The following is a 23,195-nucleotide window of genomic DNA, read 5'->3' on the forward strand; positions in this document are numbered from 1 at the left end:
CTGACCAATAATGGTCAGGGTTTTATTATTGTATCATATCATCGCTAGCATCTAGGAGGTGGGCATATTTTGGATTGCGCCCTGCAAAGGCATGTAGTTTATCACCATAGCTTGTAATTAATTGGCGGACAAGATTCTCTGTATAATCTGCCCCTCGATAATCATATCCTGCTTTGGCTGAAGTTGATTCAAAGTCGCTCCATAATAATTCAATCCAGACACGGGCACGTCCAACTGACATTTGTGGATTTTTTGCAAGCAATTCTGCTGTCAATTTTTCAATTTTTTCTTCCACTTACTTGCCCACCTTTACAGGAGACAGCATAGATACAGGTAGTGCCTCTTGGTATTTGTCACCGCCTAAACGATGTCCCCATGCAAAGCGTCCCTTTAAATAATCGACTTGGAAAAATTCATTATCTGAACGATCAATACGATACATTTCTCCAGGAACAATTGTGTCTAAATCTACTAAATAAGCCGCTGCCATTAATGCTTTACGCTCATATACAGCAAATTCATTAATGATTCCAAGCTGTTCTGCCTTTCTTGCCTTTTCTTTTAAAAACGCAATTTCCTCACGCAGTTCATGCTCAGACATCGCAGCATAATTCTTTTCGTTCATTCCTCATTCTCCTTCTCTTCTATAAAACGGTCTATTACTTCTATAGGAAAACCCTTTTGATAGAGCGTCTGCTTTACCTTCATTTTTAGCTCATAACCAGTATACTTCGATACGTACTTTTTCCAAACTTTTTCGCCTTGTGCATCGAGTAATGGTTGCCAGTTATCTTCATCTTGCTCCAGCTCTATTTGATTAAGCACCTCTTCTACAATCGGAAATGCATAGCCTTTTCTTAACAGATAATCCTGAATTTTAGCCTTTACTTGTGCTGGCGTCTTTCTTTTTTCTGAACGTACAATTTTTTCCGCCAACTGCAAGGCCAATTTGATTTGTTCTTCAAAACTATATGTGGCAAGTACCTCATCTTGAAGGTTTTTATCAATTCCTTTTTTAATGAGATCTTGTCTAATAGCTCTCGGCCCCTTTTTCATTGTCGCCTTTTTTGTATCAAGTAAAGCTTTGGAATAGTTTTCATCATTTATAAAGCCATACGATTTTAATTTCTGAATCGCTTCTAAAACTACCGCTTCACCAAATTCTAAGGTAAGAAGTTTTTTCTTAACCTCGTGCTCACTTCGCATTTGATAAGAAAGAAAGTTTAATCCTTTATTAAATGCCTTCCGTATTTCATCCTCGTAGGCAATTTCCTGAATTTCAAATTCATCGAGAACCTTCCCCTTTGTTAAACCAAATTGAAGAAGAATAGCCTCGTCAACAGGAAATGCATATTCTTCATTTAAATAGATATTATAACGTTCAGGATTGTTTTTTTGACGTGCAATTTTCGTAATCATACGCATAGCCAACACCTCACCCGTCCATTATAACATTTCTTTTTATGGTATCTGTTATTCGATGCTATTCATCCCTCTTCTTCTAGGGTCACTTTAGATGTTCGCATACGTGTTAAATGATACACTTAGTAGTAAGTGTAATTTTGAAAAAAGGGGTGCTTTTTATGAAAATTGTGATTGCGGGTGGAACTGGTTTTGTGGGAAAAGCTTTTATCAAGCTAGCACTGGAAAACGGTCACAATATTTTTGTCTTAACTCGGAGTCCATCTTCCGAAAAAAATGGCATTCATTATGTACAATGGTTGCAGGATGAGTCACTACCAATAGAGGCATTAGAAGGAGCAGATGCCTTTGTGAATTTAGCGGGAGTTTCTTTAAACACTGGTCGATGGACAAAAAAACAAAAGAAGGATATTTATTGGAGCCGGATGCATGCGACACTTGAAATAGTGCGCATAATGGCAGAGCTCACGAAAAAACCTAAAGTACTGGTTAATGCAAGTGCCATAGGTTTTTACCCCCATTCTTCAGAGGCTATTTATGATGAAACATTTACTGATGCGGCGAACAATTTTTTAGGCACGACCGTTCATGATTGGGAACGACATGCGAAACGAGCAGAACAATTAGGAATTCGTGTTGCCCTTGCACGCTTTGGGGTCATTTTAGGTAGAAAGAGCGGTGCATTACCACCAATGCTGTTACCATATCAAATGCATGTTGGCGGAACAATCGGCTCTGGTAAGCAATGGCTTTCATGGGTACATATTGAAGATGTAGCACGTGCTTTATATTTCGCCATCCTTCATGAAAATATTCATGGACCTTTCAATGTAACAGCACCTCATGCTACGTGCATGAAAGAATTTGGGCAAACAATCGCAATGGTCATGAGCAAACGACATTGGTTGCCTGTTCCTAGTTTTGCTATACGTTTGGCGCTTGGAGAACAGAGCACTCTTGTTTTAGAGGGTCAACATGTACGACCAGCAGTGTTAGAAAAGCATCATTTTACATTTAAATATCCGCATTTAACAGAAGCACTTGAAGACTTATTAATTGATCAGAATTAGTGGATAATTTATAGCTATTTTACGCATCCTAATGAAAAAGAAAGGATGCGTTTTTTATGTGGAAACAACATATTGTAGGTGCGGTAATCGCTACGTTTATTATTGCCGCAGGTATTAGCATTAATCCATATTTTGCTGCAGGTTCTGATGAACATCATTGGGGTTTTAAGCGTGCAAAAAATGGTGAACAGGCAGAGGCTGGTGCACAGCTAGATCAATTACTTGATAAATACGGGGCTATTTATAAAGGGAAGGCAGATAAAAAAATTGCCTACCTAACATTTGATAATGGCTATGAAAACGGCTTTACCGAAAGTATTTTGGATACATTGAAAAAAGAAGATGTACCTGCCACTTTCTTTTTAACGGGGCATTATTTAGACAGCGCCAGTGACCTAGTAAAACGTATGGTAAAGGATGGGCATACTATTGGGAACCACTCGTATGGCCACCCTAATATGGCTCGACTTTCACCAGAAGGTATGCGTGCAGAATGGCGAAAATTTGATGGAAAATTACGTGAATTGACTGGCATAGACCGCACAACCTATGCTCGCCCACCAGAAGGAACCTTTAATGCAAAACTGCTAGAAGTAGGAAATGCGGAAGGATATCGTCATATATTTTGGTCTGTTGCCTTTAAAGATTGGATGAAAGATGAACGACGTGGTGCAGATTATGCCTATAATGCGCTCATGGAGCAATTGCATCCAGGTGCCGTTATTTTAATGCATACTGTTGCACAAGATAATGCCGAAGCTTTGCCAATGTTCATAGCAGAAGCCAAAAAACAAGGCTATACCTTCTTATCACTTGATGATTTAGTATTAGAATATGAAGATTTCCCTGTTGCTTTGCAATCGTCTGCTCCTTCGTTATAATGGGGAGATGACATTATAAAGCAGGGACGTGGAACGTTTGACGCAGCAAACAACAATGACCGTGGGACAACAATTCCCACTAATAATAAAAAGACTAGGGATCAACGGAGAAGGTGTAGGTTTTTATAAAAGAAATGTAGTATTTGTCAAAGGAGCTATTCCTGGCGAAGAAATTACAGCTCAAGTTACGAAAACACAACGTAATTTTGCTGAAGCTGAGATTTTATCCATTCGTAAAGCCTCTAAGCACCGCCAGGAAGCACCTTGTCCAGTCTACAATGAATGTGGTGGCTGTCAACTTCAACATATGACATATGAAAAACAGCTAGTGGAAAAACGTGATATTGTCATCCAAGCTTTAGAGCGTTATGCGAAACCTCTAGCTGAAACAGTGGAAGTACGAAAAACACTTGGAATGGATAATCCATGGCATTATCGTAATAAAAGTCAATTCCAAGTACGTAAGGAAGGCAAGCGAGTATATGCAGGCTTATTTGTTGAAGGCAGTAATAAGCTACTAAATATTAACGATTGCCTTGTACAGCACCCTGTCACTTCTAAAATTACTGTTGCAACACGTAAGATTTTACAAAAATTAAATATCACTATTTATGATGGACGAACACTTGATGGCTTAGTGCGTACGATCGTAGTACGTACAGGGATACGTACAGGCGAAACACAAGTTGTACTTGTAACTACTCGTAAAGAAATTCCTCATTTAGCTGAACTGATTACACGGATTAAAAAAATCGATCCTAGCATTGTCTCCATTGCACAAAATATTAATCGTGAGAAAACTTCTTTAATTTTTGGCGATGAGACAATAGTTCTTGACGGTAAAGAAACGATACATGAAGAGCTTGGCGAATTGGCCTTTGACTTATCGGCTCGTGCTTTCTTCCAGCTTAACCCCACACAAACAGTTCATCTATATGATGAAATTAAAAAAGCAGCTGCATTAACAGGTAAAGAATCAGTAGTGGATGCATATTGTGGAGTTGGGACTGTGGGACTTTGGCTAGCCGATCAAGCGCAAGAAGTTCGCGGGATGGATATCATTCCCGAAAGCATTCAAGATGCCCGAAAAAATGCTCGCAACCATGGTTTCAAGCATACCAAATATGCTGTTGGTACTGCTGAAAGTGTTTTAGCAAAATGGCGCAAAGAAGGCTTTACACCAGATGTTATTACAGTAGATCCACCACGTACTGGTCTAGCACCCGAGTTTATCCAAACCGTGCTTAAGCTTAAACCAAAGCGTTTTGTTTATACATCTTGTAATCCATCTACATTAGCAAAGGATTTACAGCAACTATCGAAGCATTATCATGTTGAGTATATTCAACCTGTTGATATGTTCTCACAGACAGCGCAGGTAGAATGTGTTGCAAAGCTGGTATTGAAAAATAAATAATCATAAAAAGGACGTCTCAAAAGAAATGGAGACGTCCTTTCTTTATGTTGCACAGCACGAGCAGCCTGGTGGATGACGGACGGTCCAGAAAAGTCGATACCTCAACCATTACCCCAGGATTTAAAAGATTTTTAAAGCTTCAATTTTCAGCTTTTATAGAAAGATGTTTGACACGTAAACTTTATACTTTTACCTTTAACCTTTAAGCCTTTAGGTTGTTTTTATTGTAAGATTCATTTGTGTAAGGCATGTTTTATGTTTAAACTCACACACATGCCTTGAAGCGCGAGCGACTCTTCGTTTTCCGTTTTCGCAAGGCCATGCATATCCCTTTAAGCGTGGACTTCAATAAATGTTGTGGCATTCGATTCAGATAAGACTGCATCGACCTCTGATTCGAACTCTTCAATCCGACTACTTAATGTCTCTATTTGCTGTTTGACATTTAGTGGATCAATGATTTCAAACTCATTTCTTTTCATAAATGTGTCCGTATGTAATTTTACTTCTTCCGGAGATTGTTTATCTTTATTGCCTAATATATTAATTAAATACGTTTCCAGTTTAGCCGGTAATGCATCATTTTCTTTGGCGACTGTATGAATAGCGGAACGATATTGATGTTGCATGACTTCTAGCAAGTTCTTTTCATATTGAATAGATTGTTTCCGCTCAATGGCCTCCGCGACAGTCATTTCGTCCTTGCCAACGATTACCTTTGTGCTGGCATTCGATTGTACAACTAAAGCTTTTATTTTATTTCTATAGCTAATTAAGCCCATTACTTTATCGTAGGATGCTTGCATTTGTTTTTCATACTCAACTATTTCTATTCCATTTATTTTCTGATTACTTTTACGATTGGCTACTACAGAGCTAACCTCATTTGTTGCCCCTTCAATGCGTTGCTGTAGCATTTTTAATTCTGTTAAAGCGCGATGAATAGATAGTTTTTTCTTTTCGGTCATGATAAAACCTCCTTCTTAAGCAAGTGTTCTTTCATTATATTTAAAAATAGTAGTAATGTCCAAAATATCCCTTTTTATTTTTATTGATTTCATAAGAATTTATCTGTATAATTCTTTTCTAGGTGCCAAACCTATGTAACTTGGACGGAACATCCTTGTTACGCAAAAAACGCCATAACAGCACGGATTTGCTGGGCGTTTTTTTGTTTTTGAGCGGGAGATGAGCCCCGCTCTTTTTATTTTGCCATTGATGTCTGTTTGTTCATTTGACGTCCAAATATGAGTAATATGAAAGCCACAACTAGCAACAGCATTGCTACAAGTAAAAGGAAGCTATAGTTTTTTACATATTCTAAATAAACTCCACCTAAAAACGGTCCAGTTAAACTACCTATACTTAGGGCAATTCCACAGAGTAAATTCCCAGTAGGTAGTAGCTCCTTTGGCGTTAAATCTGCCATAAATGTAATCCCCAAAGAGAACATCGAGCCAACTAGTGTACCCGTTAAGAAAAACGCTATAGCGACAGCCAATTGTGAATGTTCTAAAAAGCTGGCAATTGCGAAAATAATAGCGCCACCAAATGACCCTACCATCAAAATATTCCGTCTCCCAACTTTATCTCCCAGTGCACCTAATGGTACTTGAGTTAAAATACCACCAAATGTAAAGACTGATAAAATAATTGGAATCATGCCAACCTCAAAACCTTTACGCAGTGCATATACGGGGAATAATGCATTTAATGAAGATTCGAGGAACCCGTATACAAAAGGTCCTAAAAAGGCAATCCAGCCAAATAAAATAGCCATTTTGTAACGCTTCCACCCTCTTGCATGTAAATCACCTGTTAAGCGCTCAGGTTTTTCATTTTGTAAGAAGAATACAAAAGACCACGCAATTAAACACATGACTGACGAAACAATAAATGGTAAAGCTTCACCTATTTCAATCAACTTTACCATCAGTGGCCCAACAGCAAAGCCTATACTAAAGGACAAGCCATAGATAGCCATCCCTTTTCCCAAGCTTTTATGATCAGCAGTACTAGTAATCCATGTTTGGGTGGCATAATGCAAGGCATGGTCCCCAACACCAATCAGTAAACGAAGCACAAACCAAAATGTGACGCTTTTCCATAAAGGAAATGCCAATAAGGAGATAAAAACAAGTGCGCCACCAATTAAAATAATCGGTTTATAGCCCCATTTTCGTAATGGCTGCTCGATAAATGGTGAAATTAATAATGTCCCTATGTATAAGCCCGTTGCATTTAAGCCATTTAATGCTGAGGAAACGCCATCACGTTCAAAAATTATAGAAATGAGCGGTAATAGCATCCCTTGCGAAAAGCCCGATATGGATACAATTATTACTAATATGGTGAATCTTTTTTTGCTGTAGTCTGAGAAGTATGTCATCTTTTCCTCCAATCAATCTCCCAAAGAACAGCATACCAAAAAGCCTTAGCGCTCACCACATGTGATTTTACGCTAAGGCTTAACGAATACTTATTGTCATTTAATTGTATAAACACGAAATTCGGCTTTTGATTATTACCGAGTACTTGTTTAAACTCCCTCCTTTTCGAGTTAGAGTATTAAAGATGTTTTCGATCAACTCCTTTACTTTATCTTAAAACAACTTTAACATACATACTCAATATTGTAAATATTCCGTCTACTTATTTTTAAAATTAATCGCTTAGTCCTAGGTGTCTACCTAAACATTGAAATTTCAGCCTAAATCAGCTACGATGAAAGGGATGAAATGAGGTGTATGTATGTCCAAGCCAATCACTGATAAAAAACAGCAAGTAACCTATTTAAGAGAGCGTCTTGAAATGTTTTTAGAAGTATTAGATGCCCTAGATCCTGAAACAGCAGAATTAGATGATATTGATCGTTTAATTCAAATGATGGATGACTTAGAAGATAAAATGGAGCAATTTAATGCTCGTGAACAATAAAATTTAAAAAACAAGCGAGCACAACGTATGCTCGCTTGTTTTTTAATGACAGTCCCAATTGTAAAGAACATTGCTAAAATCCTTATTTTTTAATTCTTCCTCAGTAATAAAGAAATTGCCAACCCCACAATCGCCCCATAATATATCATCCCCCACACTATCTATTTGCAATAGCAAAATTGTAGAGTCTGTATAATCACCGTATGCACGTGGATCTTCTTGTGTAAAGAAAGGATAACCACCTATTTTATGTCCATCCCCAGTTAAAGCATCATAAAAGGCATCTTCTAATGTTTCGTTATCTTCAACCGTCGTTATGATATTACTGTAAATTTCATTGGCTTTGTAATCATCAATCGATAAGGGTTCAAAATCTGTTTTAAAGGATAATGTCATTTCACGCTCTACTGGAAAATACATTTCCTCATCTTCCTTTTCTACAAAAGAAAAATCTTGTATAAGCTGCGCTTCATCATGTATAACGGTATCATGAAAAATGACACGGAAACCTTCTTGATTTTTTCCATTATCAAAGCCCATTCCTAATACATCGTCATAGCCATCAATATAAAACTGCAATATCCCTTCTTCTGGGAAATTCGGCAAATGCTTCGGCAATTCGGCAAAATTAACCTGGGCTAAAAGCTTTAGTGGTTGTCCACTTGCATTTTTAGGATATTCCATTGCAATTGGGAAATAAGGATCCCCCGCAAACTTACTTTGAAACAAGGTTGTTTTCCCAGCATCCGCATCAATAAGGACAACAGGCTTCATTGTTTCCTCTATTAGCGGTCTGTATAGTTCAAATTCTTCCGGTAATTCAAGTAAAGTTTTAGCAGACATACAAATTCCTCCTAATTGTGGGTTATCATTATTATGGAACAAACGTTCTGAAAAATCAACTCTCTATTAAAATACTATTAAACTATGCGTAAATTTAGCCCTCATAAGTAAGGCCTCTTTTTTTCATTAGTTGAAAAGAGTATAATGTTACGTGGAAATAATCAAATTTTCTATGGGGGGCAATACACGAATGAATCTACAAACTTTGGAAAAAAGTCTTTATGATTTAATTACTGAAACATCCACGAATTTACCTAAGGATGTACGTCGTGCGATTAAAAAAGCAAAAGAAGCTGAGAATGCTGGAACACGTGCGGCAATGAGCTTAGACACAATCTCAAATAATATTATTATGGCAGAAGATAATGTATCACCTATTTGTCAGGATACTGGTCTTCCAACTTTCAAAATTTATACACCAGTGGGCGTAAACCAATTAGAAATTAAAGCTGCGATTAAAAAAGCAATCAGTGATACGACAGCGGATGCAAAACTACGTCCAAATGCAGTGGATTCATTAACTGGTGCCAATAGTGGTAATAACCTTGGCGATGGTTTACCAGTTATTAAGTTTGAACAATGGGAAAATGATTACATTACGATTAAATTAATTCTAAAAGGTGGCGGCTGTGAGAACAAAAACATTCAATACAGTCTTCCATGTGAAATAGATGGTCTTGGTCGTGCAGGTCGTGACTTAGATGGTATCCGTAAGTGTATTTTACACTCTGTATACCAAGCACAAGGTCAAGGTTGTTCTGCTGGTTTCATCGGTGTTGGTATTGGTGGAGATCGTTCTTCTGGCTACGATTTAGCAAAGGAACAATTATTCCGTCATGTTGAAGATACGAATCCAAATCCTGATCTTGCCAAATTAGAAGAGTATGTGGTGAAAACTTCTAATACATTTGGTATCGGTACAATGGGCTTCGGTGGTGAAGCAACATTACTAGGATGTAAAATTGGGGTTATGCACCGTATCCCAGCTTCCTTCTATGTATCTGTAGCATATAACTGCTGGGCTTACCGTCGTATGGCTGTAGACATCGATCCTCAAACAGGCGAAATTATAAAATGGCACTACCAAGAAGGTGAAAAAATTACTTTCAAGGATGAAGTGGCTGCTACAACAGAAGACAACACAACAAATGTAGTAGAACTTACTGCACCAATTACAGAAGAACAAATTCGTTCACTAAAAGTTGGAGATGTAGTTTCTATTACAGGACGTATGTATACTGGTCGTGACGCTATCCACCATCATTTAATGAGCCATGATGCACCAGTGGATCTAAATGGACAAGTTATCTATCACTGTGGTCCAGTTATGGCAAAAGACGAGGCAGGCAATTGGACAGTAAAAGCAGCTGGTCCAACTACTTCTATTCGTGAAGAGCCATATCAAGGCGATATCATGAAGAAGTTCGGTATTCGTGCTGTCATCGGTAAAGGTGGTATGGGACCAAAAACATTAAAAGCTCTTAATGAACATGGTGGCGTTTACCTAAATGCTATCGGTGGAGCAGCCCAATATTACGCAGACTGCATTAAAGGTGTAGATGGTGTTGATTTAATGGAATTCGGTATTCCAGAAGCTATGTGGCACTTAAATGTTGAAAAATTCACAGCAGTTGTAACAATGGATTCACACGGCAACTCGTTACACGCAGATGTCGATAAATCATCTTTAGAAAAACTTGCATTGCACGCAGAAAGAGTTTTCTAATTAAATATAAGTAAGCAGTAGCCCTTCTGACTGCACACTTTTATAAGGCACAGAATATTCCTAGTGAATAGACTGTGCCTTTTTCTGTTAATAAAAATCCCCTTTTTTTTAGCTACCCTCTTTATTTCTATAAATTCCTTTGTTATAATAATTCTAAATAATATATATGGTAATTGAAATCCATTTTCAACTACACACCATATTAAATTGTTTATAATTAAAGGTTTTGATATTGATTTTCATTATCAGGAGGGATATGAATGGAATACTCTAATCGAGAAAATATAAATTTAATTGAGAAAACAAAAGAACATGCAGAATTAATCGCTGCGTTAATCGCTGGTGTATTCATCTTACTTGCATGGCGTTTAGATACTAGCGGACAAACAACCGCTTCTGTTCTTCTTTATGTCATTGCATTTTGTGTAGGTGGATTTGCCAAGGCAAAAGAAGGTATTGAAGAAACAATAGAAGATAAGAAATTAAATGTTGAGCTACTAATGGTATTAGCAGCTATCGGTTCCGCAGCCATTGGTTATTGGACAGAAGGTGCTATTCTTATTTTCATCTTTGCAGTAAGTGGTGCACTTGAAACTTATGCTATGAATAAAAGTCATCGTGAAATATCTACATTAATGAATCTTCAGCCAGAAGAAGCCTGGTTAGTTCGAGGCAACTTTGAGCCAATGAAAGTATCCGTTTCTACATTACAAATTGGTGACCATTTATTAATCAAACCTGGGGAGCGTATTCCAGCCGACGGTATTATTTTTAGAGGACAGTCTTCCATTGATGAGTCAGCTATTAGCGGAGAACCATTACCCGTTTTAAAAAGTGAAGGTGATGAAATCTTTGCAGGTACCGTAAACTTAAATGGTGCGATTACGATGGAAATGACGAAGGCCAATTCAGAAACACTTTTTCAAAAAATTATCCAGCTTGTTCAAAGTGCTCAAAGTGAAAAATCTCCGTCTCAACAATTCATCGAAAAATTTGAGGGAACTTATGTGAAGTTTGTTTTACTTGGTGTAGCCATCATGATGTTCCTTCCCCATTTCGTACTTGGTTGGGATTGGACAACAACTTTTTATCGTGCCATGGTTTTATTGGTTGTTGCATCTCCATGTGCACTTGTCGCAGCCATCATGCCTGCGACACTTGCAGCCATTTCAAATGGCGCCAAAAATGGTGTGCTATTTAAGGGTGGCTTACATTTAGAGCATCTCAGTGTTTTAGGTGCATTAGCAGTCGATAAAACAGGAACATTAACACAAGGTAAACCGGTCGTGACAGATTTTATTGTCCGCGATGGATTCGAATCTCAGATGGCTTTAGCTATTCTTGCAGGAATTGAAACACAGTCCAACCACCCTCTTGCTCAAGCCATTACTTCCTATGCAAAAGCGGAAGGAATTACGGTCTTACCACAAGCAACAATTGAGGATATTCCAGGTTGGGGTATTAAAGGGACCGTTCACAACAAGGAATATCAAGTTGGTAAACCTGAATTTGTGAATGCTCAACATGCCAATGATTTTGCAAATGGCGCTGCGGCAAAACTTGCTGCACAAGGTAAAACGGTTATTTTCATCCGTGACCAAAAAGGAATCGTCGCGTTGACAGCCTTAAAGGATACTGTCCGTACCGAAGCCAAGAAAGCTGTGTCATTATTAAAAGAGCTTGGTATTCAAGTAGTCATGCTTACTGGCGACAATGAAAAAACAGCAAAAGTAATTGCAAAAGAAGCTGGTGTCACAGAGTATGTAGCGGAGTGTCTACCTGAAACGAAGGTAACAGAAATGAAACGTTTGCTGTCGCAACATCAATTTGTAGGAATGGTTGGTGATGGCATCAACGACGCGCCTGCATTGGCTACCGCAACTACTGGTATTGCGATGGGTGAAGGTACAGACGTTGCGTTAGAAACAGCTGATGTTGTATTAATGAAAAACGATCTATCTAAAATCGCTTATGCCGTTCGCCTGTCTCGTAAAATGCAGCGAATTGTCAAACAAAATATTATCTTCTCAATTGGGGTAATTATTTTGTTAATTGCCTCTAACTTTTTACAAGTAGTCGATTTACCTCTAGGTGTAATTGGACATGAGGGTAGTACCATTCTCGTTATTTTAAATGGCTTACGCATGCTGAATAAAAATGTTTAATCACAAAAATGCCTCGCTTCTCTCCTACGAGAAGCGAGGCCATTTTTTTAATCCGGTCAATTCCTTATCTATTAATTTCCTTTTGTAACGCCCTTTTCTGCATTGTAGCATTCAATACTCCACCAAAGATTAAAATAATTCCCGTAAAATATAACCAGAGCATTAAAATAATAACGCCACCAATACTACCATATGTAGCAGAATAATTCGCAAAGTTATTAATATAGAAAGAGAAAGCATATGTGACCACTAACCAGGCAAGTGTAGCAAACACCGCCCCTGGCCAAACACCCAATATTTTCAACCTTGGGCTTGTATTAGGCACGAACCAGTAAATACCCATTAAAACAATAAAAATAAGTATCGGTGGTATTGACCATCTTATATTATGCCAGACCGATTCAAATTGTTCCTCTATGCCAACGATTGAAAATAGGAAATGACCTATTTGCTGGCCAAATACTGGCAATAGAAGAGCGACTGCAATGACAATAACAAGAGCCACAGTAAAAACAAGAGATAGCCCTCTATCTAATATACCCGCTCTTCCTTCTGTGTCGTATGCTTTATTCAAAGCTCGAATTAGTGCGTTAATACCTTTAGATGCCGACCATATCGTACCTAGTACCCCGATGGACAATAAACTACTGTTACGGTTTGTTAAAATTTCATTCAACGTATTTTCAATGAGCTTATAAACTTCATCTGGCAATACATTTACTAAAAATGAATAAACCTGCGTTGTCTCCAAATTAAGATATGGTAGTAATGTCACGAGGAAAATAAGTAATGGGAAGAATGATAGTAAAAAGAAATAAGCGAGCTGTGCGGAAAGCGCTGAAATTTCTACCCGCTTTAACCGACCTATCAAATCTTGGACAAAGCCCTTGGATGTCATGACATCAATCGCTTCCCCCTCAGGAGACACGAATGATTTGACGAATCCAAAGGCATTTTGCATTGTTGCCTTTTTCTTTTCCATACAACTCCTCCTAAAACTACAATTATTCTTTATGAGGTAAAGTAAAAGCTGACTTTGTGTCATCAATCATACTTTGAATCGTAGTTGGCAATTCTTTAAATTCCTCTACCTTCTCTGCAATGGTGTTGACATTATCTGACACACTTTCACAAAGCACCTTCGCAGCCAGTACTTTCTCCTCCACTAGAACCTGTAATTCTTCACGATTTGTTGCATAATACGTGACAGCTTCTTTCATTTTCTTAGTTGTGTCGATTGTTTTTTCACGAGTAGTGCGATCGAGCATGCTTAATGCTGCACCAATTGCTGCTCCTGCTACGATTGATACTAATAATTTACTTTGACCCATAATAAAACCCCCTGCTTGTGTAATTGCATATTCCCTAATATTTCATAAATAAACTAGTCTTCTGCCCTTATTCTACCCAATAACAGTCTATTTTTAAAGCAATGCCCAAATACGGAGTTGACATTTTTTTTATTCAATGAAATGATATGTGCGAGGAGTATGAAAGGTAGGCTAAAAAATGGATTTGTCAGTCCCGTCAAAGGAAAACGTTATTTATATGATTGATCAAATGAAGGATAAACTTCGCATGGTAAATGTCGATGCAATGAAATCGGAACATTTCGATGAAGCAAATTACGAAGACTTATCGTATTTATACGAAATGGTTATGAAAAGAGAAACATTTAGTCCAAGTGAAATGCAAGCAATTGTTGCAGAATTGGGCGCATTACGTAAATAAGCAAATAAAAAAGCTATTAGCATGAGACAAACAGTCAGTGCTAATAGCTTTTTTAATTTATTGTGTATTCTTTGCTTCTGAGCCATCCTCAGTCACTAGCGGTTGAATAAGTACTTCAACACGGCGGTTCTTTGCACGACCTTCTGCTGTATCATTAGGTGCAATCGCTCGGTTTTCACCGTAGCCTTTTGCACTAAAGTTCTCAGATTTTAATTGTGAATTACTGTCTAATAAAACCATATAAAAATTAGATGCACGCATTAATGATAGCTCTAAATTTGATGAGAAGTTAGGACCCGCTGGAACATTATCCGTATGACCAGTAATAACAATATTACGTGGCGGATTGGATACTAATACATCCGCAAGCTCCTTCGCAATAGGAATATACTCCGGTTTAATCGTCGCTTGTCCAGGATCAAATAAAATACTATCACGAATTGTGACTAGTAAGCCTTCATCCGTCATTTCTGTAGCGAATTGACCTTCCATTTCATTGACAGCGATAAAATTATCGACACTATCTTTAATTTCAGCCAACTCCTGTTGATCCTTTAAGTAGGCTGAATTTTGTTGTGGTGTTTGGTCGCTATCTGCATTTGGACTAGGTACTGGTGCAGGCTGCTCTAAAAAGCTTGTTCCGCCATCAAAAACTTGACTAAAAACGGCTGACATTCTATCTAGCTTTTCTTGGTCTACTGAACTTGAAGCAAATAGTATAATAAACACAGCTAAGAGCAATGTTAAGATATCGGCATATGGTACTAGCCAAGACTCATCTATATGCTCATCATGCTTTTTTTTCTTAGCTTTCTTTGCCAAGGCCACCCGCCCCGCTTTCACCAGAAATTTGACGACGTTCTTCCATCGTTAAGTATGATGACAGTTTTTGTTCAATAACACGTGGAGCCTCCCCTTCTAATACTGAAAGGATACCCTCAATCATCATTCTCTTTTGTTTCACTTCTAAAGCAGATTTACGTTTTAATTTGTTCGCAAATGGGTGCCATAAAACATAACCAGTAAAGATACCGAGTAATGTAGCCATGAAAGCTGCTGAAATAGCGTGTCCAAGCTTTTCGATATCATTCATATCAGCCAATGCGGCGATTAAACCTACTACTGCACCAAGAACCCCAAGAGTAGGTGCATATGTACCTGCTTGTGTAAAAATGGCAGAACCACTAGCATGACGCTCTTCCATAGCTTCTACTTCCTCTGTTAATACATCACGGATGTAGTCTGCATTTTGTCCATCAATCGCTAATGTAAGACCATTTTTCAAAAATGGATCTTCAATTTCTGATGCTTTACTTTCAAGTGCTAATAGCCCTTCACGACGAGCTAAGTCAGCCCATTGCGAAAACATCTTAATAATTTCAATATCATTTGCTAATTTAGTTTCTTTAAAAAGAATCTTAAATAGCTTTGGTACACGCTTTAACTCTTGCATTGGAAAGGCAATTGTTACTGCGGAAATAGTACCAAAGATGATAATTAGGATAGCTGCTGGGTTATAAAAAGCTGTTAAACTTACACCCTTCATTACCATCCCTGTTAATAGCGCTATAAACGCAATTATTAACCCTATGACCGACGACTTATCCATTCTAGAACCTCCAAATCTACTATTACTCTTAATTTCGTCTATTTTTCCATATTTTAAATATATAATGCTAGTATAAATGTATTTTAAATATTTTTCGATGTAATTAATGCTTTTTATTCACATTTCGACCATTTTTGATTATATTGAATTAAGAATATTACACTAAACCGTCTTATTTCGAAAGGGGATATGAGTTTGTTATTATCATTTAACACAAAATTACTAAAATATGCCGAATTAGCGGTAAAAGTAGGAGTAAATATCCAAAAAGATCAATATCTTTATATAAGCTGTTCGACCGATAACTTAAAATTAGCTCAAATTATTACTAAAATCGCCTATAAAAATGGTGCAAAACAGGTATTTGTCGATTTATCTGATGACGAACTTGTTCGTGCTCGCTATGAAGGAGCACCGAAAGACTCATTTGATTTCTTTCCACCTTGGAAAGTTCAAGAACGCGAATGGCTGGCTGAAAATGGTGCAGCTTTCCTAAGCATTAGTTCACAAAACCCAGATTTACTAAAAGACATTGAGCGTGACAGAATAATGGCGTTCCAAAAAGCGTCTGGCCAAGCATTAGCGAACTATTATCATATGTTACAATCTGATAAATTTAGTTGGTCAGTTATCGCTGCTCCATCCAAAGCGTGGGCAGCAAAGGTGTTTCCTGATTTACCAGAGGATCAACAAATGGATGCCCTATGGGAAGCTATTTTTGCGGCGACGCGTATCGATCTTGAACATTCAGTGGAGGCTTGGTTAGCTCATGATAAGGAATTACATGACAAAGCCGATTATTTAAACAGCAAACAGTATAAGTCCCTTCACTACACGGCTCCAGGCACAGATTTAACAATCGAATTACCTGCACATCACATTTGGACAGGCGGTAGTAGTGCCAACGTACAGGGTCAAACATTTATGGCGAATATGCCTACTGAAGAAATTTTTACTGCACCGTTAAAAACAGGCGTGAATGGGTTTGTATCCAGCACTAAACCGTTAAGCTATGGCGGCAATATTATTGACAATTTCACATTAACATTTAAGGATGGCCGTATTATTGAAGTAAAAGCTGAGGAAGGTCAAGAAATTTTAGCTTCTCTCATTGAAACAGATGAGGGGGCGCATTATCTTGGTGAAATAGCATTAGTGCCTCATCAATCCCCTATTTCACAATCGAATTTATTATTCTACAATACATTATTTGATGAAAATGCCTCTAATCATTTAGCCATTGGTAGTGCTTACGCATTTTGTATTGAAGGTGGTAAAGAAATGACTTCAGATGAGTTAGCAGCGCATGGAATTAACCAAAGTTTGACACATGTAGACTTTATGATTGGTTCCAATAAAATGAATATTGATGGCATTACCCATGATAATCAAAAAGACCCAATATTCCGTGATGGAAATTGGGCATTCTAAATAATCCATTCTTACTAATAGTATTCTAGGCTAGTATGTTATGGATGTCATAAATTATCCTTAGATTTTCCTAGTATCCTATTGTATAATTAGTTTAGGGTAATTAGTAGATCATTTAAGTAGAGAGGAGCTCTAAAAATGTTCATTACAACTGTTATTGGATTTTCAGCAGTTTTATTAATTTCAACTGGATTCTTCATCCACTACCTACAAGTTGGTTTAGATAGCAAGTCTTCAGTAACTGTAGATCCAAAGCCAAGCGAAAAATTTTAATGTAAAAAAACAGCTACTGTAAAGGTAGCTGTTTTTTTATAGTTTCAAAGTTTTTAATCTGCTAAAGTGTATGAAGTTTGCTTCTTTATTGTAAAAATTGTCTGAATAAAGTCTTTATTGTTTGCATAATTAAAGTTTTGCTCTAAAATATTTTTTGTAAGGAAGGGAGCAATTTTCATGACAATGTTACAAGATATTTTAGAGTTTAACAAAGAGTTTGTACAAGAGAAAAAATATGAACCATTCATCACTACAAAATATCCTGATAAACGTATTGTTGTTTTATCTTGTATGGATACTCGTCTTGTAGAGCTTTTACCAAAAGCGATGAATCTCCGTAATGGCGATGTAAAAATTGTGAAAAGTGCCGGTGCATTAGTAAGCCACCCTTTCGGTGCTGTAATGCGTAGTTTATTAGTTGCTGTCTATGGCCTACAAGCAGATGAAGTTTACGTGGTTGGACATTATGACTGTGGTATGAGCGCAGTTGATCCTGATGCGATGTTAAGTGAAATGGTTAAAAGAGGTATTAACCCAGAAACCATCAAAATGCTGGAGTATTCTGGTTTTGATTTAAAAGAATTTTTACGCGGTTTTGGTGATGTAGCGACAAGTGTTAAGAAAAGTGTCGACACGATTCGAAATCACCCATTAATGGTCAAAGACGTTCCTGTACATGGTTTGATTATTGACCCAAATACAGGTCATCTAGATTTAATTGAAAACGGTAACCATCAATAGTTTATCTAACTTGATTTATAGCAAATCAATAAACAAGTGCCTTTCCTTTGAAAAGAAAGGCACTTGTTTATTTATTCATCCTCTAAACGGGCATACATATAATGATCGACCCAATGACCATTTATATACAAAAGCTTTCTTAAAAGACCTTCCTGTTGAAAGCCCGCCTTCTCTAAGACACGCATAGAGGGATTATTTTGGGTTGATACATATGCCTCCACTCGATGTAGCCCAATTTGATCGAATGCAAACCGGACTACCATATTCACTGCCTCAGTGACAATTCCCTTACCAACGTAAATTTCATCCATAGCATATCCCACAAATGCACTTGAGTAGGGTAATCGTTTTACAGCATATAGTGCAATATGTCCTATTAGATTATTAGTACCATGCTCAAAAATACCAAAAGTAAATTCTCGCTTTGAATCCATTAAATATAAACTTTCTTGAATTTTTTTATATTGCGCGTCGATTGTATAGTATTCAGGTCTTTGTAAAGGCTCATAGGTTGACCAAAAGTATTTATTGCGGCTTACGAGACCTGTTAAACTTCGTGCATCATTTTCTTGGAATGTGCGGATGTAGCATTTATCCCCCTTTATTGTTACCACATTCCCATCCTTTTTTCTTAATAAATTCCAAATTTTAAACACCATTTCTCCACACTAGCCTTCCAATCAATATCGATAACAACTTTTACTACTTTCTCAACCACCGGAAATTAAGGGGGTTAACCCTAGTTTTACCTTATTGTATGTAAAAAAAGATGCTGCTACAACTAAAACAGCTTATGTCTTAAGTCATAGCACCATCATTTCACATTTTATTTTTCACTTCTTTTTCTCATTTAATATGTCCAGGCTAGATGACTCAGCATCCTCTAAATGTGCCTTGTCCAATACATTTGTTAAATGAAGCCCACGTTTCAGTGCCTCGCGTTCAATATGTGCAAGCGTTTCTTGTAGCACCTGCACACGCGCATATTTTTTATCGTTTCCAGCTACTAAAACCCACGGAGCATTTTTCTTATCGGTCTTTTCAAACATTTCATTGGCAGCCTCAATATATTGCGGTGACTTTTCTCGATTACGCCAATCTTCGTCTGTTAACTTCCAAGATTTATATGGATTTTGTTCTCGTTCCTTAAAACGCTTTAATTGCTCTTCATCTGAAACATGTAGCCAAAACTTAATAATTATGTAGTCTCCCGCGGTTAAAATCTTTTCAAAATTATTAATCTCCTCATAAGCACGAGACCATTCGTCCTTCGTCGCGAATCCTTCAATTCGTTCTACTAATACACGACCATACCATGAACGATCGAAAACAGCGATCTGCCCGTGCTGAGGTAGCTTTCTCCAGAACCGCTGTAAATAGTTATAGCGTAATTCATGTGGCTGTGGAGCTGAAATTGGATGGACGACATAGCCACGTGGATCGACACGTTCAATTAAACGTTTTATCGCTCCTCCTTTACCAGCCGCATCCATACCTTCAAACACTAAAATTAAACCTATTTTATTTTTTAATAAAAATTGTTGGGCATTTAACATTTCATATTGGAGTACTTTTAATTTCTTTTTATACATCTTTTTATCTAGTTCAATAGATAGGTCTAAATTTTTTATGTTTTGCGTCATAAAGCTTCACTCCTTTAATCTGGATATATTCTTATTGTACTAAAGAAATAAATGGATGCCTATTGAGATGGTAAATTGTAGATAGAATTAGCAAAACAACACGATACATTGATGGAAATTTCCGTTATAATAAATTGAGTGACGGTACTATACTTATTTGTCTTTTCCCTATACAATCTAACTCGAAGGGAGAGGAAAGCATGCCTCGATTTTTATTGATGACAATTTCTTATATTGTCTCACTCATCCTAACCTTTTCATCCTTTTTCACGAAACTTAACGGTCAATCTTTTTTAGAAATTTCTAATCGTTTTTCGGTGGTATTTGCACCTGTTGATGGAAGTCATGTAATTTGGATTGTCATTTATTTATTCACCGGTTATTGGTTAGTGATGAACATCAAAAAGACATCTATGAAACAGTCTGCGCTCTTTAGTTGCATAAATATTTTACAAGCATTAACGATATACGTATGGCATCATGAATTATTTATTGTTTCTCTCGGCATTACCTTACTCTTAGTCTTGTATTTATTTATGTTGTACAATACGTATCCACTTCATGACAAATCACTGTCGGGGCGTATTCCTTTCGCCATTTATTTTGCATGGATGACATTTATTTTTATCACAAATATTAGCTTTACGTTAACAGCTTATGGTTGGAACGGTTTTGGTCTAAGTACTCCTCTTTGGGCAGTTATTTTACTGACATTAGGTGGAGCCATTGCGCTACATATCCGCTTTCATCACTTTGATATCATGTATCCAAGTGTTTTTATATGGGCTTATATAGGAATCGCTTTACATAATGGTTTTGATGAGCTACTCGTAACAACAGCTGCGTTATTTTTATGTGGTGTACTCTTAGTTGGTATTTTATTCATTAAAAAAAATCCTGCCTACCAAAAGTAATTTGGTGTGCAGGATTTTTTTGTAATCCTATTCTTCGTCTAATGAAGTAAGGATAATTGGTTTTTCTTTTGTAACAATTACTGAATGTTCAATTTGAGCAACAAGAGACTTATCAGGTGTAATGAATGTCCAACCATCACCAGCTTCTACAATATGCTCTGCTTTTGCTGAGATAAATGGCTCAACTGCAAGAACCATGCCCTCTTTCATAATCGTAGAGTCCCATGCATCATAATAATTTAAAATGTGATTTGGCTCATCATGTAAAGAACGACCTAAACCATGGCCTGTTAAATTCATGATAACTGTTAAGCCATTAGCATTCGCTTCTCGCTCTACAGCTTTACCGATTTGATTTAATTTAGAGCCAGCCTTTACCTTTGTCATAGCACGATCAAAAGCATCTTTGGCAACACGGCATAGTTTTTCTTTGTCTTCATAGCCATCACCAACTACAAATGAAATACCCGTGTCGGCAAAGTAACCATCTAAAGAGCCTGAAACATCGATATTGACGATATCTCCCTCCTGAATAACACGTTTACCTGGGATACCATGCGCTACTTCCTCGTTGACACTAATACAAGTATATCCTGGGAAGTCATATTCTCCTTTTGGTCCTGAAATGGCACCTGCCTCAGCAAACATTCGGCCAGCAATTTCATCTAGTTCAAGTGTTGTGACACCTGGTTTTGTAGCAGCCTTCATCGCTTCACGAATCTCTGCACAAATACGTCCAATTTTTTTAAAAGCTTCAATTTCTTCTTGCGTTTTTACAATCATGTATAACGTCCCTTTCATCTAATATCTACTCTTTAATATAACATAACTTTTTACGCGTATAACGCTAAACGCTTTAAATATTGTATGCCTGCCTCCTTGGCAAAGTGCTATTCTATTGTGACTACATAAAAAAACCCCTTCACCAATATGAAGGGGATGGCATTATGCTTTACGTTGCATTAGTTGTGGAGCCGCTGTGAATAATAACGCTCCCACAATGGCTGTTAATATTGTTGCTGGCAGCATATAGGTACCATTATAAATAATCGAGTAGATCCACGCATTTTGATCGCCGGCATACTCTGCAAAAAATACCGCTCCAGCAGTAGTATGCGCTGCATATCGCAAGAAGCCTGCAAACACCGTACCTACAATAATATAAAGCGCCATTTTTGTTTTGTTTAGTTGACTTGCTGCTTCAAGTAAAGGTCTGCGTACAATGGCTGCTAACCCTACAACTGTGAAAGCAACGCCGTAATCTAATAAACCTTGAAGCCAGTGTACAATATAAGCTCCAAACATGGTTTGCATAACACCTACAAGTAAGCCTGTTGTTAGGCCAGCTACTAAGCCCCAACGAAATGCAATTAACATAATTGGTACCATGACAAGACTAACAGAGCCACCTTGTGCCCATACTTTAAAGGAGACCTGATCGAGCACAAGGCCAATCGCAGAAAATATTGCAATCTCCACTAGCATTAATAGTCTTTTTTTGTCCATACATATTCTCTCCTTTGTTCCGATGTAGGATACAAGAGCAGGAATAGAAATGCGCTGATTTGATTCTCTCTGACATCTTTTTATTCTTAAGAATGAAAAAACGATGTCAGGACAGAGCCTCACATCGTACAAGTGTCGGTTTCTATCCACATCCCTACGCAAGTGTTAGCTTACAGGTTCAAAGAGTCAAGGCATTACGTGCCCAGTCTCAGCTGACATCATCAGCTCCCCTTGTGGTCGTTACATCTGAATTTAATTTGAACACTTTCATTGTACGCAAAGCACGGAATGATTACAACCTCTTCCATACTTAATTTTTGAAACTTTACTGTTTTCCATGCGTAAATATTAAAAAAGGAGGTACAACTATGGAGAACCAAAAAATTTTATCTGCCTTTAGTTATCTCAGTATTTTCTTTGCTCCTTTCATCGTACCATTAATTGTTTACTTCGTTACGAAAGATGCTGACATCAAAAGACATTCTATTCGAGCACTAGTGTCTCATCTAATTCCTTTTGTATTTGGTATCTTATTTTTCATTGTCTTTGTCTTTTCTACATTTAGTTTAGACCCCACTTCAAGTAATAGTACAGTAATGATCATTTGGTTCATTTCGTTCGCCATTTACGGAATTGTCTCGCTCGGAATCGTAATATGGAATATTATTCAAGCTGTTCGAGTTATCCGCTAATGTTTCATTTTTAAAATAAACAGGTAGAAGTAATTAAAAAGGAGCTGTGTTTTTGATGAAAGTATCAAAAGTAGTGAAAACCGCTGTTAAATTAGCGCCTATTGTTATACCGATCGTAAAAAAAGTGATGGCAGCAAAAAAAGGGACAACTTCTACAGTCAATTCTCGAAAAAAATAAAAGGAAGGCGTATTTC

At 37.3% G+C, this 23,195-nt stretch carries 27 protein-coding genes and 1 riboswitch; of the genes, 13 read left to right on the plus strand and 14 right to left on the minus strand.

What is annotated here, in order from left to right; translation table 11 throughout:
• Positions 1-25: 25 nt before the first annotated feature.
• The 3 genes from MKY88_RS20485 to recX are packed head-to-tail and all read right to left on the minus strand — an operon-like array spanning position 26 to position 1,425.
• On the minus strand, positions 26-295 hold the full coding sequence (locus MKY88_RS20485) for a YfhJ family protein (RefSeq protein WP_069482671.1): 270 nt from the start codon (positions 293-295) through the stop codon (positions 26-28).
• The gene (locus MKY88_RS20490; protein ID WP_008173513.1) at positions 296-625 is read right to left on the minus strand and encodes a YfhH family protein; all 330 of its coding nucleotides are present in this window, start codon (positions 623-625) and stop codon (positions 296-298) included.
• Positions 622-1,425: a recombination regulator RecX gene (recX, locus tag MKY88_RS20495; RefSeq protein ID WP_083244744.1), complete on the minus strand. Its 804-nt coding sequence runs from the start codon at positions 1,423-1,425 to the stop codon at positions 622-624. Before recX ends, MKY88_RS20490 begins: the two co-directional genes overlap by 4 nt.
• A 158-nt stretch (positions 1,426-1,583) precedes the next feature.
• Between recX and MKY88_RS20500 the strand changes: the two genes are divergently transcribed.
• From MKY88_RS20500 to rlmD, 3 genes are read left to right on the plus strand one after another with little or no spacing between them, the layout of a single operon-like run.
• A complete protein-coding gene (locus MKY88_RS20500; RefSeq protein WP_328200066.1) occupies positions 1,584-2,492 on the plus strand; it encodes a TIGR01777 family oxidoreductase in 909 nt (302 codons plus the stop codon).
• Positions 2,493-2,548: 56 nt separating this feature from the next.
• Complete coding sequence (locus MKY88_RS20505) at positions 2,549-3,373, plus strand: polysaccharide deacetylase family protein (RefSeq protein WP_069482674.1); 825 nt, start codon at positions 2,549-2,551, stop codon at positions 3,371-3,373.
• Positions 3,374-3,410: 37 nt separating this feature from the next.
• Positions 3,411-4,790, plus strand: coding sequence for a 23S rRNA (uracil(1939)-C(5))-methyltransferase RlmD (gene rlmD, locus MKY88_RS20510; protein ID WP_258269960.1), 1,380 nt, complete (start codon positions 3,411-3,413; stop codon positions 4,788-4,790).
• Between the two features lie 332 nt (positions 4,791-5,122).
• Here rlmD and MKY88_RS20515 read toward each other — a convergent pair whose 3' ends face one another.
• Together MKY88_RS20515 and MKY88_RS20520 are read right to left on the minus strand one after the other, a co-directional pair.
• Entirely contained in the window at positions 5,123-5,758 is a 636-nt protein-coding gene (locus tag MKY88_RS20515) for a hypothetical protein (RefSeq protein ID WP_328200065.1), read from the minus strand.
• A 236-nt stretch (positions 5,759-5,994) separates the two neighbouring features.
• Positions 5,995-7,179: an MFS transporter gene (locus MKY88_RS20520; protein ID WP_069482676.1), complete on the minus strand. Its 1,185-nt coding sequence runs from the start codon at positions 7,177-7,179 to the stop codon at positions 5,995-5,997.
• Positions 7,180-7,541: 362 nt separating this feature from the next.
• Here MKY88_RS20520 and MKY88_RS20525 point away from each other — a divergent pair, with 362 nt between their 5' ends.
• Positions 7,542-7,727, plus strand: a complete 186-nt coding sequence (locus MKY88_RS20525; protein ID WP_008173529.1) for an SE1561 family protein — start codon at positions 7,542-7,544, stop codon at positions 7,725-7,727.
• 42 nt (positions 7,728-7,769) lie between these two features.
• Here the strand turns inward: MKY88_RS20525 and MKY88_RS20530 are convergent, their stop codons facing one another.
• A complete protein-coding gene (locus MKY88_RS20530; protein ID WP_328200064.1) occupies positions 7,770-8,570 on the minus strand; it encodes a YwqG family protein in 801 nt (266 codons plus the stop codon).
• Positions 8,571-8,760: 190 nt separating this feature from the next.
• Here MKY88_RS20530 and MKY88_RS20535 point away from each other — a divergent pair, with 190 nt between their 5' ends.
• Together MKY88_RS20535 and MKY88_RS20540 are read left to right on the plus strand one after the other, a co-directional pair.
• The gene (locus MKY88_RS20535) at positions 8,761-10,296 is read left to right on the plus strand and encodes a fumarate hydratase (RefSeq protein WP_328200063.1); all 1,536 of its coding nucleotides are present in this window, start codon (positions 8,761-8,763) and stop codon (positions 10,294-10,296) included.
• Positions 10,297-10,556: 260 nt separating this feature from the next.
• A complete protein-coding gene (locus MKY88_RS20540) occupies positions 10,557-12,461 on the plus strand; it encodes a heavy metal translocating P-type ATPase (RefSeq protein WP_328200061.1) in 1,905 nt (634 codons plus the stop codon).
• Between the two features lie 64 nt (positions 12,462-12,525).
• On the opposite strand, the gene MKY88_RS20545 is transcribed toward MKY88_RS20540, so the two are convergent.
• Positions 12,526-13,443: a YihY/virulence factor BrkB family protein gene (locus tag MKY88_RS20545; RefSeq protein WP_328200059.1), complete on the minus strand. Its 918-nt coding sequence runs from the start codon at positions 13,441-13,443 to the stop codon at positions 12,526-12,528.
• Positions 13,444-13,465: 22 nt separating this feature from the next.
• Positions 13,466-13,792 (minus strand): hypothetical protein, encoded by a 327-nt coding sequence (locus MKY88_RS20550; RefSeq protein WP_025115821.1) that lies wholly within the window; start codon positions 13,790-13,792, stop codon positions 13,466-13,468.
• A 178-nt stretch (positions 13,793-13,970) separates the two neighbouring features.
• On the opposite strand from MKY88_RS20550, the gene MKY88_RS20555 reads away from it, so the two are divergent.
• Positions 13,971-14,192, plus strand: coding sequence for a DUF1128 domain-containing protein (locus MKY88_RS20555; protein WP_069482681.1), 222 nt, complete (start codon positions 13,971-13,973; stop codon positions 14,190-14,192).
• 57 nt (positions 14,193-14,249) lie between these two features.
• Here MKY88_RS20555 and motB read toward each other — a convergent pair whose 3' ends face one another.
• On the minus strand, positions 14,250-15,014 hold the full coding sequence (gene motB, locus MKY88_RS20560) for a flagellar motor protein MotB (RefSeq protein ID WP_258269967.1): 765 nt from the start codon (positions 15,012-15,014) through the stop codon (positions 14,250-14,252).
• Entirely contained in the window at positions 14,998-15,801 is an 804-nt protein-coding gene (gene motA, locus MKY88_RS20565; protein ID WP_036120556.1) for a flagellar motor stator protein MotA, read from the minus strand. Before motA ends, motB begins: the two co-directional genes overlap by 17 nt.
• Positions 15,802-15,990: 189 nt before the next feature.
• On the opposite strand from motA, the gene MKY88_RS20570 reads away from it, so the two are divergent.
• The 3 genes from MKY88_RS20570 (at position 15,991) to MKY88_RS20580 (ending at position 18,246) form a co-directional block, all read left to right on the plus strand.
• Positions 15,991-17,232, plus strand: coding sequence for an aminopeptidase (locus MKY88_RS20570; protein WP_328200053.1), 1,242 nt, complete (start codon positions 15,991-15,993; stop codon positions 17,230-17,232).
• A 138-nt stretch (positions 17,233-17,370) separates the two neighbouring features.
• On the plus strand, positions 17,371-17,505 hold the full coding sequence (locus tag MKY88_RS20575; RefSeq protein WP_255350107.1) for a hypothetical protein: 135 nt from the start codon (positions 17,371-17,373) through the stop codon (positions 17,503-17,505).
• A gap of 177 nt (positions 17,506-17,682) precedes the next feature.
• Positions 17,683-18,246 (plus strand): beta-class carbonic anhydrase, encoded by a 564-nt coding sequence (locus MKY88_RS20580; RefSeq protein ID WP_025115818.1) that lies wholly within the window; start codon positions 17,683-17,685, stop codon positions 18,244-18,246.
• Positions 18,247-18,317: 71 nt separating this feature from the next.
• Here MKY88_RS20580 and MKY88_RS20585 read toward each other — a convergent pair whose 3' ends face one another.
• Both MKY88_RS20585 and MKY88_RS20590 read right to left on the minus strand, forming a co-directional pair.
• On the minus strand, positions 18,318-18,905 hold the full coding sequence (locus MKY88_RS20585) for a GNAT family N-acetyltransferase (protein ID WP_193833124.1): 588 nt from the start codon (positions 18,903-18,905) through the stop codon (positions 18,318-18,320).
• 174 nt (positions 18,906-19,079) lie between these two features.
• Positions 19,080-19,889: a polyphosphate kinase 2 family protein gene (locus tag MKY88_RS20590; protein WP_069482683.1), complete on the minus strand. Its 810-nt coding sequence runs from the start codon at positions 19,887-19,889 to the stop codon at positions 19,080-19,082.
• Between the two features lie 200 nt (positions 19,890-20,089).
• On the opposite strand from MKY88_RS20590, the gene MKY88_RS20595 reads away from it, so the two are divergent.
• Positions 20,090-20,803, plus strand: a complete 714-nt coding sequence (locus tag MKY88_RS20595) for a hypothetical protein (protein WP_069482684.1) — start codon at positions 20,090-20,092, stop codon at positions 20,801-20,803.
• A gap of 27 nt (positions 20,804-20,830) precedes the next feature.
• Here the strand turns inward: MKY88_RS20595 and map are convergent, their stop codons facing one another.
• On the minus strand, positions 20,831-21,586 hold the full coding sequence (gene map, locus MKY88_RS20600) for a type I methionyl aminopeptidase (protein ID WP_193833125.1): 756 nt from the start codon (positions 21,584-21,586) through the stop codon (positions 20,831-20,833).
• A 162-nt stretch (positions 21,587-21,748) separates the two neighbouring features.
• On the minus strand, positions 21,749-22,309 hold the full coding sequence (gene thiT / locus MKY88_RS20605; protein WP_328200050.1) for an energy-coupled thiamine transporter ThiT: 561 nt from the start codon (positions 22,307-22,309) through the stop codon (positions 21,749-21,751).
• Positions 22,310-22,443: 134 nt separating this feature from the next.
• Positions 22,444-22,551, minus strand: a riboswitch (TPP riboswitch).
• A 126-nt stretch (positions 22,552-22,677) separates the two neighbouring features.
• On the opposite strand from thiT, the gene MKY88_RS20610 reads away from it, so the two are divergent.
• Together MKY88_RS20610 and MKY88_RS20615 are read left to right on the plus strand one after the other, a co-directional pair.
• The gene (locus tag MKY88_RS20610; RefSeq protein WP_008173564.1) at positions 22,678-23,001 is read left to right on the plus strand and encodes a DUF4870 domain-containing protein; all 324 of its coding nucleotides are present in this window, start codon (positions 22,678-22,680) and stop codon (positions 22,999-23,001) included.
• A 52-nt stretch (positions 23,002-23,053) separates the two neighbouring features.
• A complete protein-coding gene (locus tag MKY88_RS20615) occupies positions 23,054-23,179 on the plus strand; it encodes a hypothetical protein (protein WP_328200118.1) in 126 nt (41 codons plus the stop codon).
• The last annotated feature ends 16 nt before the right edge of the window (positions 23,180-23,195 follow it).

The sequence above is a fragment of the Lysinibacillus sp. FSL R7-0073 genome, from assembly GCF_038009065.1.
Taxonomy (GTDB): Bacteria; Bacillota; Bacilli; order Bacillales_A; family Planococcaceae; genus Lysinibacillus; species Lysinibacillus fusiformis.

Coding starts and splice junctions, on each gene's coding strand:
- MKY88_RS20575 (WP_255350107.1), top strand. CDS start 17,371: ATGTTCATTACAACTGTTATTGGATTTTCAGCAGTTTTATTAATTTCA.
- MKY88_RS20520 (WP_069482676.1), bottom strand. CDS start 7,179: ATGACATACTTCTCAGACTACAGCAAAAAAAGATTCACCATATTAGTA.
- MKY88_RS20500 (WP_328200066.1), top strand. CDS start 1,584: ATGAAAATTGTGATTGCGGGTGGAACTGGTTTTGTGGGAAAAGCTTTT.
- map (WP_193833125.1), bottom strand. CDS start 21,586: ATGATTGTAAAAACGCAAGAAGAAATTGAAGCTTTTAAAAAAATTGGA.
- thiT (WP_328200050.1), bottom strand. CDS start 22,309: ATGGACAAAAAAAGACTATTAATGCTAGTGGAGATTGCAATATTTTCT.
- MKY88_RS20540 (WP_328200061.1), top strand. CDS start 10,557: ATGGAATACTCTAATCGAGAAAATATAAATTTAATTGAGAAAACAAAA.
- MKY88_RS20515 (WP_328200065.1), bottom strand. CDS start 5,758: ATGACCGAAAAGAAAAAACTATCTATTCATCGCGCTTTAACAGAATTA.
- MKY88_RS20535 (WP_328200063.1), top strand. CDS start 8,761: ATGAATCTACAAACTTTGGAAAAAAGTCTTTATGATTTAATTACTGAA.
- motA (WP_036120556.1), bottom strand. CDS start 15,801: ATGGATAAGTCGTCGGTCATAGGGTTAATAATTGCGTTTATAGCGCTA.
- MKY88_RS20530 (WP_328200064.1), bottom strand. CDS start 8,570: ATGTCTGCTAAAACTTTACTTGAATTACCGGAAGAATTTGAACTATAC.
- MKY88_RS20580 (WP_025115818.1), top strand. CDS start 17,683: ATGACAATGTTACAAGATATTTTAGAGTTTAACAAAGAGTTTGTACAA.
- MKY88_RS20590 (WP_069482683.1), bottom strand. CDS start 19,889: ATGACGCAAAACATAAAAAATTTAGACCTATCTATTGAACTAGATAAA.
- recX (WP_083244744.1), bottom strand. CDS start 1,425: ATGCGTATGATTACGAAAATTGCACGTCAAAAAAACAATCCTGAACGT.
- MKY88_RS20545 (WP_328200059.1), bottom strand. CDS start 13,443: ATGGAAAAGAAAAAGGCAACAATGCAAAATGCCTTTGGATTCGTCAAA.
- MKY88_RS20525 (WP_008173529.1), top strand. CDS start 7,542: ATGTCCAAGCCAATCACTGATAAAAAACAGCAAGTAACCTATTTAAGA.
- MKY88_RS20505 (WP_069482674.1), top strand. CDS start 2,549: ATGTGGAAACAACATATTGTAGGTGCGGTAATCGCTACGTTTATTATT.
- MKY88_RS20595 (WP_069482684.1), top strand. CDS start 20,090: ATGCCTCGATTTTTATTGATGACAATTTCTTATATTGTCTCACTCATC.
- MKY88_RS20610 (WP_008173564.1), top strand. CDS start 22,678: ATGGAGAACCAAAAAATTTTATCTGCCTTTAGTTATCTCAGTATTTTC.
- MKY88_RS20570 (WP_328200053.1), top strand. CDS start 15,991: ATGAGTTTGTTATTATCATTTAACACAAAATTACTAAAATATGCCGAA.
- MKY88_RS20555 (WP_069482681.1), top strand. CDS start 13,971: ATGGATTTGTCAGTCCCGTCAAAGGAAAACGTTATTTATATGATTGAT.
- MKY88_RS20490 (WP_008173513.1), bottom strand. CDS start 625: ATGAACGAAAAGAATTATGCTGCGATGTCTGAGCATGAACTGCGTGAG.
- MKY88_RS20550 (WP_025115821.1), bottom strand. CDS start 13,792: ATGGGTCAAAGTAAATTATTAGTATCAATCGTAGCAGGAGCAGCAATT.
- MKY88_RS20585 (WP_193833124.1), bottom strand. CDS start 18,905: ATGGTGTTTAAAATTTGGAATTTATTAAGAAAAAAGGATGGGAATGTG.